Genomic DNA, 12,286 nt, shown 5'->3' with positions numbered 1-12,286 from the left:
CGCTCATGGGATGGACCGGCAGGCAGACGTCCGAACGCCCGACCGACCCGCCCCCGTCGCCGGAGGGAGACCCGTTAACGGACCCGGAGCCTGGGGCCTTGCGTCCTTTCCCCAAACCCCGAACCGGCCCCGCATCGCCGGCACGCCTGCCGGTGTATCCGCTGCGGGACGAGGGCAGTGTAGGCAGGGATTCGGGGGAGGGGGAAATGGGGGGATGGGGATTTTCTCGCAAGAGTGCAGCTGCCGTGCTCCGTCCTGTCGGACCAAAAGGCCAACTTGTAAGGCGACGAAAGCAGCCATAGCGCCCTGACAGCGCAATATCGCCTGCGCGCCGCCAGCTCGGATGTCGTTCTCTGTGTCTAGTATCCCGAAAGCTGCTGTTCGCGACACCACAAATTCGAGAATTGGCTGGGAATTGGCTTCCGCCGAAAATTCAAGAACTGGCCCATCAATTGACTATGCTACCAGCCGAATCACTTTCACAAAGCTTGCTGCAACCACTCACGCTCAAACTTTGAAAGCCTTCCCATCGGATTCTGAATGGCTTCATACATGCGGTTCTTCAAGGTTGTTTTGGTGTCACCCTCAACATAGAATAGCTGAGAGATCTGAATCGGCACCCCTTCCTCGTCCAGTTCCTTTAGAATTTCCGGCTGAAACCAGCTCGCAATACTGCCAATGAACAAACTGTAGTCTACTTGTGGTGAGTGTGTACGAACAAAAATCTCTACTAAGGCAAAATTTTGCGGAAGTCCATATTCGCAAGATCGCAAGAATTTGAATATACTGTCTTGACTCTCAGGTTTTCCTTTATAGCTTCGGTCTTGATTAAGAAGAAAATCTACAATATTTTTAGATTTTCTAAGCTTGTCAATAAGCGTCGCAAGTTGTCTTGTGCTGAAAGCCCCGAAAGAATCAATTTTCTGCTCAGAACAGAAAACATTACATACTTCGAGGATCTCAGGCCATTTTGGCCAATTTGCCCAAATCAATCGATCGCTTTCGTCAAGAGAAAATTCTACCCTTTTCTTTATAGCGATAGCTGTTTCCAGCCCAATCGAAGATGCCAATTTAAGCTCGTCGCCTTCAAGGCCTAACCTGTCACGGTAGTAACGAAATCTATCATCTGACCGCTTTGACCTATCCGGTTTGTCGATATGTACGATGTACTCGTCGGGTAGCTCGTCGTCGTCTGAAAACAATGTTGGGCTGACTTCCAGTTCGGTATGCTCAGGGATGTCATTGAAAAGCATAACTTGGCCGACGTGGTGCTGTCCCAGTCGCCCAGCGCGCCCTTTGATATTTGAGTAGGTGAAGAAGTCATACGAATCCCGATTGATATCTTTGTCGAATATCATTACTGTCTTCGCCGCAGTGTTGACACCCTCAATAAGAGTTGAAGTGCAAAGCAGTATCGGAAGCTTGCCTTCATTGAATAATCGAACCATCTTCGCGGCAATTGCTCTTGGAATTCTGCCATGGTGAACGCCGAAGCCAAACTTAACGGCTAAGGATAGAAAATTGTTCGATCCTATATTTTCTTTTAGCCAAATGGCGAAGTCGCTAGTCTCCTCCGCAACGGCCATCTTCTCAGAGAGCTCGATTGCCAGTTTGTTCGCCCTGCCCGGTGACGAGATGAAGACTAATGCAGGCCAGTTCCGATCTTCTCCGATTTCTTCGATCAGGCGTTCGCGCTTGTCTGGTGCCGCCCGAAGGTCCAAGGTCTCTACGGCAACCGTAGAAAAGCGAGTCCTTAAGAACTCAAAATTCCAGCGAGAATCTGGTGCAGCAGAGATCTTGTCGATATTGGGTCCGAGAAAGAAAAACTGCTTGGATCGCTTGAGCAAACGATATACCGCAGCGTTAAGTGTGTTGCTTCGCTCGTCGCGCCTGCCCGGATCAAGTTTGTAAAACTCGTCAACAACGGTCAGATCTAGATCTCCCAAGTCTTCTCGATATATAAGTCGCTCTTGGGTCCCAAGGAAAATGGTTGGTTCATCAGTCGATGCTTCGCTCTGATGCATCACCAATCTGAATTTTTCTGCGAAACGATCTCGAAAGCGCCTTCGGAATTCATCGAGTAGCGCAATCGTCGGAAGCACGACAGCCACCCGTCGATAGCGTTCAGTCGAGAGTAGAGCGTCGATCAGAAGACTCTTTCCAAAACTGGTGGGGGCGCTCAAAATGAGGTTGCGTCCCGCAAGAAGAGCATCCAGTGCTTTGATCTGTTCGCGGTGAAACGTAACCCCTCCCAATTCGGGAGAGGTTACGGCTTCGGCAACAAAAGCATCTGTCTCGTCAGCCCACTCTGTTTCGATGTAGTTCCAGAGGCCTGTTGACCGGGCCAAAGAGCTTACAAGGGGCCGAAAACTTTGGAGTTCTTCGGGGTGTGTGGCTAAGAGGTTAGCGAGTCTGGGCACAACCTCAAGCAAGTTCGGATCTTCAGGATCGGCCGATTGAATAGCAAAGGACGCAGCCTGTATAACCTGAAACGTTTCGCGCTTCAGATCAGAGCCGGAAAGCTTATTCAGGTAATTCCAGTTGATATCTAGAGCAGGCATTAAATGCACCTTATTCAATTTGCAGCCCCTTAAGGCGCTCATTGAAGGCTTTGCTGAGCGCATCCTTGTCAGCCAGCGGGACGTAAATGAGTTTAATTTTTATTTTTTCAGTCAGCCCTGATGCCTTCAGTTTCTCCCATAAATCTTTCATCTCAGCATCGACCTCCGCACTGTAGTCATCGCATGCCGACACGTGACTCGCTGTCGCATCGCTATTCGCGGCAATCAGAACAGGGAAAACTGCGTTGGCAATTAGATCGTCTAAAGAAGCTTCGGCAGACAGAAGGTCCTTGATCCTTGCGCTGTGTGGAATATCACTGGATACCTGTGGTCCAAGGAGCAACTTCTCGTTCTTGAGGAAACCCGCGGTGATGTGCCCTTTGATGGATGCGACTGCATCCTTAATCGCATCGTTACGGTCTTTGAAAAACTTCGCCTCCCCCAGCCACATCTCAAAACGATCATCTCCGACGTACCGCACATGGACCAGGTCAAATGCCTTTATCGGATCGTTTGATGCGCTGAGATAGTTGACTCTAGCTGCGACGGGAATTGTATTGAAATAAGTTCGGCAAACAGCATGAGCAGCAATTTCAGCAATTTCGCCTCGACGTTCATATTTCTTTGTAATGTATACTCTAGAAGCTGCCTGCTTGAGACGAACAAAAGTGTTGGTGTGATTTGTATTGCGAAGTTCGTCAGATTTTAAAGCGTAGTCGATAATCCATTCTATCAGATTGTCCGCGAAACCAGCGCAGCGCCACTGACTCAGCTCGAAGCCTGCACAATAGCATCCCAAATGTTCAATAGATTCTGTAAGTCGAGTTAGGATGCATTTGGGGGCGATTTCGTAAGGATTCGACATTTAGCACGCTGCTCTTGGTCATATTATAAGACTCTGCCTTAAAATCCTCGAATCGGCAACTCGCTTGGGTTGCGCGCGCTGCTGTGTGGCTATCAATTTCCATGGTGTTGATGGCTTGGAGGAGGCGCTAAACAGCACGACATCCGACCCCCTCCCGCGCCCAGCCTCTACCGTCCCGTCAACCCCTCCTGCGCCGCCGTATACCGCCCACCCGCCACCTTCTCCGGTGCCAGCAGCGCGCCCAGCTCCGCCGCCTCTTCCGGGGTCAGGCGGATATCGGCGGCGGCGAGGTTGGTTTCGAGGTTGGGGATCTTGGTGGTGCCGGGGATGGGGACGATGAAGGGGGCTTGCGCCAGCACCCAGGCGAGCGCGAGCTGGCCGGCGGTGATGCCGCGCTCGCGGGCGCGCTGTTCGAGGAGGGTGACGAGCGCGCGGTTGGCGTTGAAGTTCTCGGCGTCGAAGCGGGGCAGGCCGCGGCGGAAGTCTTTTTCGCCGAGTGTCGCGATGTCCGTGAGCGCGCCGGTCAGCATGCCGCGGCCAAGCGGCGAGAAGGGCACGAAGCCGATGCCAAGCGCCCGGCAGGTGTCGATGACGCCATTGGTCTCGGGGTCGCGGGTCCACAGCGAATATTCGCTCTGGATGGCGGCGATGGGGTGGGTGGCGTGGGCGCGGCGTAGCGTTTCGGCGCCGGCTTCGGAGAGGCCGAGCGCCCGCACCTTGCCTTCTTTGACGAGATCCGCCATGGCGCCGACGGTCTCCTCGATCGGCACGGCGGGATCCACCCTGTGCTGGTAGAAGAGATCGATGACCTCGACGCCGAGCCGCTTCAGCGAGGCTTCAGCCACGGCCCGCACATGCTCCGGCCGGCTGTCGACGCCGGAGGGGCGGGCGGCGGTGGCGTCTTCCCCGATGGTGAAGCCGAACTTGGTGGCGATCTGCACGCGGCCGCGATGCCGCTTCAGGCCCTTGCCGACCAGCTCTTCATTGGTGAAGGGGCCGTAGACCTCGGCCGTATCGAAAAGCGTGACGCCAAGCTCCACGGCGCGGTCGAGAAGCGCGAAGGCATCCTTTTCCGCAAGCGGCGTGCCATAGGCATGGCTCATGCCCATGCAGCCGAGGCCGAGGGCGGAAACGGTGAGGGGGCCGAGTGTGCGGGTGTCCATGCGGGGTCTCCTGTGCTGCCGGCGTCGCTTCTGACGTCGATGGGGCATCATAGGGCGGAGCGGGGCCGTTCGGGAATTGACGAAATGCGGCATCCGGTGTTCTAAATGATAGAACAATGAACCGCACCCAACTCGCCCAGCTCGCCGTTTTCGCCGCCGTGGCCCGCGCCGGCAGCTTTCGCCAGGCGGCCACCGATCTCGCCATCGCGCCATCCGCCGTCAGCCATGCCGTGCAGGCGCTGGAGGCAAGCCTCGGCGTGCGGCTGATGGCGCGCACCACCCGCGCCGTGGCGCCGACGGAGGAGGGACGCCTGCTGCTCGCGACCCTCTCGCCGGCGCTCGCCGACATTGCCGGCGTCCTGGAGGACCTGCGCGAACGGCGGCAGAAGCCGTCCGGCCCCTTGCGCGTGACCATGCCGATGATGGCGGCGGAAGACGTGATTGCCCCGCGGCTCCCCGCCTTTCTCGATGCTTACCCGGATATCGAATTCGACCTCCGGATCGACGACCGCTTCGAGGATATCGTGGAGGCGGGGCTGGATGCAGGCCTGAGGCTCGGCGAAAACCTTCACGCCGACATGATCGCGGTGCGCGCGAGCGGCCCCTGGCGCAGCCTCATCGTCGGCGCGCCCGCCTATTTCGAGCGGCATGCAACGCCCGCCCATCCGCGCGCGCTGACGGGCCATGACTGCATCCGCCGTCGCTTTGCCTCGGGCCGGCTCTATCGCTGGGAGCTGGAAAAGGACGGCCGGGCGCTCTCCGTCGACGTGACGGGGCGGCTCATCCTCGCCGATCAGGGGCTGATGCACCGCGCCGCGCTCGACGGCGTCGGCCTCGCCTTCCTCTTCGAGCACCGGGTGGCCGATGACATCGCCGCCGGCCGGCTTGTGCCCGTGCTGGAAGATTGGTGCCCCGCCTTCGACGGCTTCCACATCTACTACCCCTCCCGCCGGCAGATGCGCCCGGCGCTCAGGGCCTTCTTGGATTTCTTCCGCTATTCCGAGACCGTGACCGTATAGCGCAAGCGGGGGAAGGCCTGCCGCGCCGGTGCGGACGTAAAGCCGCTGACGTGGCTTTGCTGGGCGTTCCCTAAATCCGCTCTGTCGTCGGCGTGATCAGCACGTCTACCGTCCTGTTGAGCGCGGCAAGGTCACTCAGGCTGAGCTCCGCGGTGGTGTCGCGTGCGTTGAGGAAGCGATAGCCTCTCGCGACCAGCTCTGCGGCGACGGACATGAAATCCGGCCAGTTGGGATTGGACTTGCCCCACCCCAGCTCGACAAGGAACTCCGGCCGGTAGGTCTGGTCAATGAAATCCAGAAACGGCCGCAGGACAAAGAGCTCGTAGCCTTCCACGTCAATCTTCACGAAGTCAGGTTTGAAAATGCGGATGAAATTCCGGGCATCTTCAAGCTTGATCGGGATCGCATTGTTCGTCTGCCTTTTCTCGTTGACCAGTGTGACCCAGCCAAGATTGCGATTGTGGGGCAGGTAGATATTCGCTTCGCCAGACTCTTCGCCGAGGGCCGCATTCACGAAGATCTTCTGGACATTGAATTGTGCGATCGTCTTCGTCGCAATCGACAGGAGGTTGGGTATCGGCTCGAACAGGACCACTGTCCCGGTATAGCCCCCTTCGAGAATTTCGCGCGAGAAGAAGCCCGAATTGGCGCCAACGTCAAAGACCGTCTTCGCATTCTTCAGGCGATGCCTGATGGCTCCGGCAATCGTAGAATTGTTTTTCTTTTCCTTCAGGAAAAACTTCTTGGCCTGCGCTTCGGTCGCAGTGGTGGGATCGATTCTCAAGAAGTACCGCAATTTCTTGCGAAGCGATTTCAAATTGGCCATCACCGGTCCCTAAAGGTCTTTCTAACTTAACGATTGCGTAATCTACCAATAATTGTGATGGATTTTCAATGGTCACCCGCCGTACGATCGTGGAGAGCGAACGGTTTTGCAGCGATTTCTCATCCTGTGGTTCAGGCACGCACTGCGGGAAGACCCGGGCGCTCTCCCGGGATTGACGTCTTGCCGGGGCGCAGCGCTGTCTGCGCGAAGCAGGCGATCCGTGTGGCCGCCTCGGGAAAAGGCCGGACCCACCCGTCGTGGCGGCGTCCGCTACCCCTCGAGCGTGACCGTATAGCGCACGAAGCCGTCGGCCGGGCCGTAGCTGTCGTAGAGGGCGCGGGCGCGGGTGTTGGTTTCGTTGGTGTGCCAGTAGAGCCGCTTCCAGCCGCGCGCCTTGCACAGCGCCTTGAGATCGTCGATCAGGGCGCGGCCGACGCCGTGGCCGCGGGCGGCCTCATCCACGTAGAGGTCTTCGAGGTAGCAGTCGTGGGCGATGTCCCAGGTGCTGTCGTGGTGGTGGTGGGTGGCAAAGCCGACCATCTTTCCGTCGAGAAGGGCGACCCGCATGGAGACCCGCTCGGCGGGATCAAGGATGCGGGCAAGCGTGTGGCGGGTCACCTCTTCGGGCACGTCCGCCTTGTAGAAGGTCAGGTAGCCCTGCCAGAGCGGGCGCCACTCAGCCTCGTCGGCGGCTTCGGCAAAACGGATCTCAAGGGTCATGGGCGGCCTCGCGCTTCATCGGTCGTCCCTCGTCGTAGAATCTTCCATTCCGCAATTCCAGTCCGCACACGAGTGGGATAGTGTCCGGCCCTCATCAGGAGGATGCCATGCTTCGTTTCGGAATTCTGTCGACGGCCAAGATCGGCCGCGAACTCGTCGTGCCCGCCATCCAGGATGCGGATAATTGCGTCGTCACCGCCATCGCCAGCCGCGATCAGGCCCGCGCGCGGCAGATGGCCGACCGCTTCTCCGTGCCGCACGCCTTCGGCTCCTACGAGGAGATGCTGGCCTCCGACACGATCGACGCCGTCTACATTCCGCTGCCGACCGCCCAGCATGTGGAATGGACACTGAAGGCGGCGGACGCCGGCAAGCACGTGCTGTGCGAAAAGCCGATCGCGCTGAAGGCCGCCGAGATCGACCAGCTGATCGCCGCGCGCGACCGCAACAAGGTGCTGGTGTCGGAAGCCTATATGGTGACCTATGCGCCGGTCTGGCGGAAGGTGCGGGAACTGCTGGCGGACGGGGCGATCGGCACGCTGAAGCATGTCCAGGGCGCCTTCACCTACTTCAACCGCGACCCGAACAACATGCGCAACATTCCCGCGCTCGGCGGCGGCGGCCTGCCGGATATCGGCGTCTACCCGACCATCTCGACGCGCTTCGTCACGGGCGCCGAGCCGGTGCGGGTGCAGGCGACGGTGGAGCGCGACACGGATTTCGGCACCGACATCTATTCGAGCGTGCGCGCCGATTTCGGCGGCTTCGAGCTGAGCTTCTACATCTCCACCCAGATGGCGGCGCGCCAGGTGATGGTGTTCCACGGCGACAAGGGCTTCATCGAGGTGAAGTCGCCCTTCAATGCCGACCGCTACGGCGCGGAGGAAGTGGAGCTGACCAACCAGAACCACAGCCAGTCTCAGCATTTCCGCTTCCAGGATTCGCGCCAGTATCGCCGCGAGGCGGAAGCCTTCGCGAAGGCTGCGGTCAGCGGCGACCATGCCGATATCGTGTCGCTGGAAAGCTCGAAGAAGAACCAGGCGCTGATCGATGCGATCTACCGTGCCGGGCAGAAGGATGGATGGGAAACGGTCTGAGCGGCCGCATCCGCACCGCCAGGACGGGCGCGCCAGAGATGGATCAGGCGTGCTCGGATGCCATGGCGAGGCCCAGCATCGTCATGATGCCGGCATTGTAGGACAGCACGGCCAGCACGACAGTGGCCCAGCCGAACGCCCCGTTGCTGAGGCCGACGCCAAGCGTCACCGTGAGCAGCACGAGAATGCCGCTGAGCGCACAGGCTGTCACAGACCGCAACTGGGCGGCCGAAACGCCGATCGAATAGGCAACAATGAATGCGAGCATGCCGTCTGTCTCCTCCGACGACAAACATAGTCGAAAAAGACGGCTTGGCGACATTAAAGTCACAGTTTGACGAAAATGCGGTGCATTCCGCCATCAGAAACCCCTATTATTAGGGGGTTCTGATGCAGATCGACTGAAGTCGCAGAGGTTAAATCTGGCCCTTGCGCGGGCAGCAGGGAGACAACGCCCGGTAACGCCAGTGATTCGCTGCGCTGCAATATCTGAGATTGCAGCGCACACTTTTGGCGTGTCTCCGGTGCCGGCTCAGGAAAGGCCAACCAGGCTCGCCGCCGTGGTGCCGGTGGAGAGCACGCGGTCGGCACGCAGCGGCAGCAGGCTGCCGGCCGGAACATCGGCCAGCGTCACCGTCGCGCCGGAGGCAAGCCGGACCGTGACCGTTCCGCCGGCTCCGACATAGATGGCGCGGGTCGTTTCGGGCAGGTCGGCCGTGTCGCCGGGCGTGATGGCGAAGCCGTGACTGGCGGGGGCGGTGAGCGAAGACGCATTGGCGGAAAAGCGGTCAGGCATGGAAAGATCCTCTCGGTTGGGCCTCCAGTCTGGCCGGCCTCGACGGGCGGTGGACCGAGGGGCATAAAAACCTCTGTTGACCCGCAGCCTGCGCACTGGTTTCCCGGCGTCGGGAGCGCCACATTGGACCCATGAGTGCGCTCTTCGATGCTGATTCGCCGACCAACCTTGCGGAATACTCGGTCTCCGAGCTTTCCGGTTCCATCAAGCGGACCGTGGAGCAGGCGTTCGACCAGGTGCGCGTGCGCGGCGAAATCTCCGGCTATCGCGGCCCGCATTCCTCCGGACACGCCTATTTCGCGCTGAAGGACGATCGCGCCCGGATCGATGCGGTGATCTGGAAGGGCACGTTCTCGCGCCTGCGCTTCCGCCCGGAAGAGGGCATGGAGGTGATCGCCACCGGCAAGGTCACGACCTTCCCCGGTTCCTCCAAATACCAGATCGTCATCGAGACCCTGGAGCCGGCCGGTGCGGGCGCGCTGATGGCGCTGCTCGAAGAGCGCCGCCGCAAGCTCGCCGCCGAGGGCCTGTTCGATGCGGCTGCCAAGAAGCCGTTGCCCTTCCTGCCGCGCGTGATCGGCGTCGTGACATCGCCGACCGGCGCCGTTATCCGCGATATCCTGCACCGCATCGCCGATCGCTTCCCCGTGCATGTGATGGTCTGGCCGGTGCGGGTGCAGGGCGAGGGCTCGGGCGACGAAGTGGCCAATGCCATCGCCGGCTTCAATGCGCTCGATGGCACCACCGGCCTGCCGCGGCCGGATGTGCTGATCGTGGCGCGCGGCGGCGGCAGCCTGGAAGATCTCTGGGGGTTCAACGACGAGGCCGTGGTGCGGGCCGCCGCAGCCTCCGCCATTCCGCTGATCTCCGCCGTCGGCCATGAAACGGACTGGACGCTGATCGACCACGCCGCCGACCGCCGCGCGCCGACGCCGACGGGCGCGGCCGAAATGGCCGTGCCGGTGAAGGCGGAGCTGGAAGCCGAGGTTGCGGCGCTCGGCGCGCGGCTGCAGGCGGCAGGCCTCCGGCAGATGGAGATGCGCCGGCAGGCGGTGCGGGCGCTTGCCCGTGCGCTTCCCTCGCTCGACCAGTTGCTCGCCCTGCCGCGCCGCCGCTTCGACGAGGCCGCCGCAGGCCTCGGGCGCGGCCTGTCGCTGAATACGCTGAACAAGCGCCGCAGCTTCGAGCGGGTGGCCGGCCATGTGCGGCCGGAAATCCTCGAGACACACCTCGTGCGCCGCCGCCAGCGCGTCGCCGACGCGGTCACGCGGGCGGATCGCTCCACGGAACGGCTGGTGACCCGGCTCGGCACGCGCCTTGCCGGCTCTGCCGCCGCGCTGCGCGCCTTTCCGCCGCGCCTCGAAGGCCAGATCGGCCGCCAGCACGATCGGCTGCGCAGCCTCGATGCGCGCGGCCAGACCGCGATGGCAGCCTTCCTGAGCCGGCGAAGCGACCGCGTGAAGGCGCAACTGCGCATGCTGGAATCGCTTTCCTACAAGAATGTGCTGAAGCGCGGCTATGCGCTGGTGCGCGACGCGGCCGGCCAGCCGGTGAAGGCCGCCGCCACCGTGACCGCCGGAGACCGGCTCGCCATCGTCTTCCATGACGGCACGGTGGAGGCGGTGGCCGGCGAAGGCAGTGCCGATCCCGTGTCCGGCGCCCCCTCTGCCCAGGGCACCGCCAGCGTACCCACGCCGGCATCAACCCGGCCGAAGAAGCCGAAGACGGCAACGCCGACCGATCAGGGCAGTCTTTTCTGATGCGGGTCCTGATCGTGCTGGCCCATCCGCTGCCAGACAGCTTCGCGGCTGCCGTGGCAGCGGAAGCCCGCGCGGCGCTGGTGGCCGGCGGCCATACGGTGGATTTCCTTGATCTCCATGGCGAGGCCTTCGACCCACGCCTCTCCTGCAGCGAGCGCGCAAGCTACATGACGCCGACCTACAGACCGGACGGGACGGAAGAGCTGATCGCGCGGCTGCAGGCCGCCGAAGGGCTGATTTTCGTCTTTCCGCAATGGTGGTTCAATCTGCCAGCGATCCTGAAAGGCTTCATCGACCGGCTCTTCGTGCCCGGTGTCGCCTTCGATCCCGACCCGGAGGCGGGCCGCATTCGCCCGAAACTCGACCATATCCGCTTCTTCCATGTGCTGACGACGACCGGCTCGCCCTGGTGGATCGTCCACCTCCATATGGGCAATCCCGTCCGCCGCCTGCTGAAACGGGGCCTGGCCATGGCCTGCATGAAGAATGCGCGCTTCCGCATGCTGACCCTGCACGACATGGACCGCGCCAGCGCGGAAAAGCGCACAGCGCACCTTGCCCGCGTGCGGGCCATGCTCTCCCGCATTTGATGCGGCAGGGGAAGAGAGCGCCGGCCATCCCGCGTCAGCGCTCTCCCGACTGAGCCATGCCGGCCTTTACTGTCCGATCCAGATTTCCAGAACGCCGGGGACGATCACCGGGTTCTGCGTTGCCGCGACGCCGCCCTTGATGCCGGTCTGGTTGATGTCACTGGCCAGCAGCTCGGCGGCCGCCTTGTCGGCATCGGCAGAATAGCGCACCTGCGACAGGCCGGCCGCCGCGGCAAGGCGCTGGCCGCCTTGCGCAGCCCCCTGAACCTTCCAGCCGGCAGCCTGAAGCGCTTTTGCCGCATCGATCACCGTTTGGCGCTGGTAGCCGGCAAACTGGACGTAGATTGTGTATTTTGACTTGTCGACTGCGGCGGCGGGTGTCGTTGCAGGAGCTTCAGCCTCATCGACCGGTTTGATGGCTGGGGCGGCATCCGAGGTTGCAATCGTATCCTGCACCTTGGTGCAGTTCTCAAGCGGACGCACCCAGCATTCAATTCCCTTCAGCCAGACAGGTGGTGTCCTGCTTTCGAAAATGGATGCAATCAGTCCGGTTACTGGATTGAAGAGGCCGCCGGCTGCGGTCAGGAAAAGCCAGGCAAGGGCAAGGGCCAAGACGATCCAGCCTAAAATCTGACGCGTCGCCCTCGATGCAACGATCGCAGCGATGACCGTGAAAAGGAAAGTCAGAATAAGACTTACAAGACCGTAGAGAAGCAATGTCCAGGCGTCGATGTTGAATGCGGCGAAAGCGCCTACAATCGCGAGGATGGTCATTGTGGCCATCAGGAAGATGGCAGTCGTGTGATCGACCTTCAGCAGTTCTCTCAGTGTCGATTGCGGATTTGGCAGTTGCGGCATGACATATCCCCCATTTTAGCGATGCAACCAT

12 protein-coding genes are annotated in these 12,286 nt (G+C 60.8%); 4 read left to right on the top strand and 8 right to left on the bottom strand.

Features of this window, described 5'->3' with window-relative positions; all coding sequences use genetic code 11:
- Positions 1–479: 479 nt before the first annotated feature.
- From ACED18_RS09590 to ACED18_RS09580, 3 genes are all read right to left on the bottom strand, one after another.
- Positions 480–2,570 (bottom strand): DEAD/DEAH box helicase, encoded by a 2,091-nt coding sequence (locus tag ACED18_RS09590; RefSeq protein ID WP_377291913.1) that lies wholly within the window; start codon positions 2,568–2,570, stop codon positions 480–482.
- Position 2,571: 1 nt separating this feature from the next.
- Entirely contained in the window at positions 2,572–3,426 is an 855-nt protein-coding gene (locus ACED18_RS09585; RefSeq protein WP_377291484.1) for a DUF1837 domain-containing protein, read from the bottom strand.
- Between the two features lie 167 nt (positions 3,427–3,593).
- Positions 3,594–4,589, bottom strand: coding sequence for an aldo/keto reductase (locus ACED18_RS09580; protein ID WP_377291482.1), 996 nt, complete (start codon positions 4,587–4,589; stop codon positions 3,594–3,596).
- 116 nt (positions 4,590–4,705) lie between these two features.
- Between ACED18_RS09580 and ACED18_RS09575 the strand changes: the two genes are divergently transcribed.
- The gene (locus tag ACED18_RS09575; protein ID WP_377291480.1) at positions 4,706–5,608 is read left to right on the top strand and encodes a LysR family transcriptional regulator; all 903 of its coding nucleotides are present in this window, start codon (positions 4,706–4,708) and stop codon (positions 5,606–5,608) included.
- A gap of 70 nt (positions 5,609–5,678) precedes the next feature.
- On the opposite strand, the gene ACED18_RS09570 is transcribed toward ACED18_RS09575, so the two are convergent.
- Positions 5,679–6,434 carry an FkbM family methyltransferase gene (locus tag ACED18_RS09570; RefSeq protein WP_377291478.1) on the bottom strand — a complete coding sequence of 252 codons (756 nt, stop codon included), beginning with the start codon at positions 6,432–6,434 and terminating at the stop codon, positions 5,679–5,681.
- A 270-nt stretch (positions 6,435–6,704) separates the two neighbouring features.
- Positions 6,705–7,154 (bottom strand): GNAT family N-acetyltransferase, encoded by a 450-nt coding sequence (locus ACED18_RS09565; protein WP_377291476.1) that lies wholly within the window; start codon positions 7,152–7,154, stop codon positions 6,705–6,707.
- Positions 7,155–7,261: 107 nt separating this feature from the next.
- Here ACED18_RS09565 and ACED18_RS09560 point away from each other — a divergent pair, with 107 nt between their 5' ends.
- Positions 7,262–8,251, top strand: coding sequence for a Gfo/Idh/MocA family protein (locus ACED18_RS09560; protein WP_377291474.1), 990 nt, complete (start codon positions 7,262–7,264; stop codon positions 8,249–8,251).
- 43 nt (positions 8,252–8,294) lie between these two features.
- Here the strand turns inward: ACED18_RS09560 and ACED18_RS09555 are convergent, their stop codons facing one another.
- Together ACED18_RS09555 and ACED18_RS09550 are read right to left on the bottom strand one after the other, a co-directional pair.
- Positions 8,295–8,519, bottom strand: coding sequence for a hypothetical protein (locus ACED18_RS09555; RefSeq protein WP_377291472.1), 225 nt, complete (start codon positions 8,517–8,519; stop codon positions 8,295–8,297).
- A 264-nt stretch (positions 8,520–8,783) separates the two neighbouring features.
- Entirely contained in the window at positions 8,784–9,047 is a 264-nt protein-coding gene (locus tag ACED18_RS09550) for a hypothetical protein (RefSeq protein ID WP_377291470.1), read from the bottom strand.
- 131 nt (positions 9,048–9,178) lie between these two features.
- Here ACED18_RS09550 and xseA point away from each other — a divergent pair, with 131 nt between their 5' ends.
- Complete coding sequence (xseA, locus tag ACED18_RS09545) at positions 9,179–10,807, top strand: exodeoxyribonuclease VII large subunit (RefSeq protein WP_377291468.1); 1,629 nt, start codon at positions 9,179–9,181, stop codon at positions 10,805–10,807.
- The gene (locus tag ACED18_RS09540; protein ID WP_377291466.1) at positions 10,807–11,397 is read left to right on the top strand and encodes an NAD(P)H-dependent oxidoreductase; all 591 of its coding nucleotides are present in this window, start codon (positions 10,807–10,809) and stop codon (positions 11,395–11,397) included. Before xseA ends, ACED18_RS09540 begins: the two co-directional genes overlap by 1 nt.
- A 66-nt stretch (positions 11,398–11,463) precedes the next feature.
- Here the strand turns inward: ACED18_RS09540 and ACED18_RS09535 are convergent, their stop codons facing one another.
- The gene (locus ACED18_RS09535) at positions 11,464–12,255 is read right to left on the bottom strand and encodes a hypothetical protein (RefSeq protein WP_377291464.1); all 792 of its coding nucleotides are present in this window, start codon (positions 12,253–12,255) and stop codon (positions 11,464–11,466) included.
- Between the last annotated feature and the right edge of the window lie 31 nt (positions 12,256–12,286).

The organism is Rhizobium sp. SG2393 (assembly GCF_042610495.1).
In the GTDB taxonomy this organism is placed as follows: Bacteria; Pseudomonadota; Alphaproteobacteria; order Rhizobiales; family Rhizobiaceae; genus RU20A.
The sequence above is the reverse complement of the archived record's forward strand: the minus strand, read 5'-3'. Positions and strand labels throughout refer to the sequence as shown.

What these genes read in the sequence shown, in the direction of transcription:
- ACED18_RS09585 (WP_377291484.1), bottom strand. Translation starts at nt 3,426, where the DNA reads ATGTCGAATCCTTACGAAATCGCCCCCAAATGCATCCTAACTCGACTT.
- ACED18_RS09580 (WP_377291482.1), bottom strand. Translation starts at nt 4,589, where the DNA reads ATGGACACCCGCACACTCGGCCCCCTCACCGTTTCCGCCCTCGGCCTC.
- ACED18_RS09575 (WP_377291480.1), top strand. Translation starts at nt 4,706, where the DNA reads ATGAACCGCACCCAACTCGCCCAGCTCGCCGTTTTCGCCGCCGTGGCC.
- ACED18_RS09570 (WP_377291478.1), bottom strand. Translation starts at nt 6,434, where the DNA reads ATGGCCAATTTGAAATCGCTTCGCAAGAAATTGCGGTACTTCTTGAGA.
- ACED18_RS09565 (WP_377291476.1), bottom strand. Translation starts at nt 7,154, where the DNA reads ATGACCCTTGAGATCCGTTTTGCCGAAGCCGCCGACGAGGCTGAGTGG.
- ACED18_RS09560 (WP_377291474.1), top strand. Translation starts at nt 7,262, where the DNA reads ATGCTTCGTTTCGGAATTCTGTCGACGGCCAAGATCGGCCGCGAACTC.
- ACED18_RS09555 (WP_377291472.1), bottom strand. Translation starts at nt 8,519, where the DNA reads ATGCTCGCATTCATTGTTGCCTATTCGATCGGCGTTTCGGCCGCCCAG.
- ACED18_RS09550 (WP_377291470.1), bottom strand. Translation starts at nt 9,047, where the DNA reads ATGCCTGACCGCTTTTCCGCCAATGCGTCTTCGCTCACCGCCCCCGCC.
- xseA (WP_377291468.1), top strand. Translation starts at nt 9,179, where the DNA reads ATGAGTGCGCTCTTCGATGCTGATTCGCCGACCAACCTTGCGGAATAC.
- ACED18_RS09540 (WP_377291466.1), top strand. Translation starts at nt 10,807, where the DNA reads ATGCGGGTCCTGATCGTGCTGGCCCATCCGCTGCCAGACAGCTTCGCG.
- ACED18_RS09535 (WP_377291464.1), bottom strand. Translation starts at nt 12,255, where the DNA reads ATGCCGCAACTGCCAAATCCGCAATCGACACTGAGAGAACTGCTGAAG.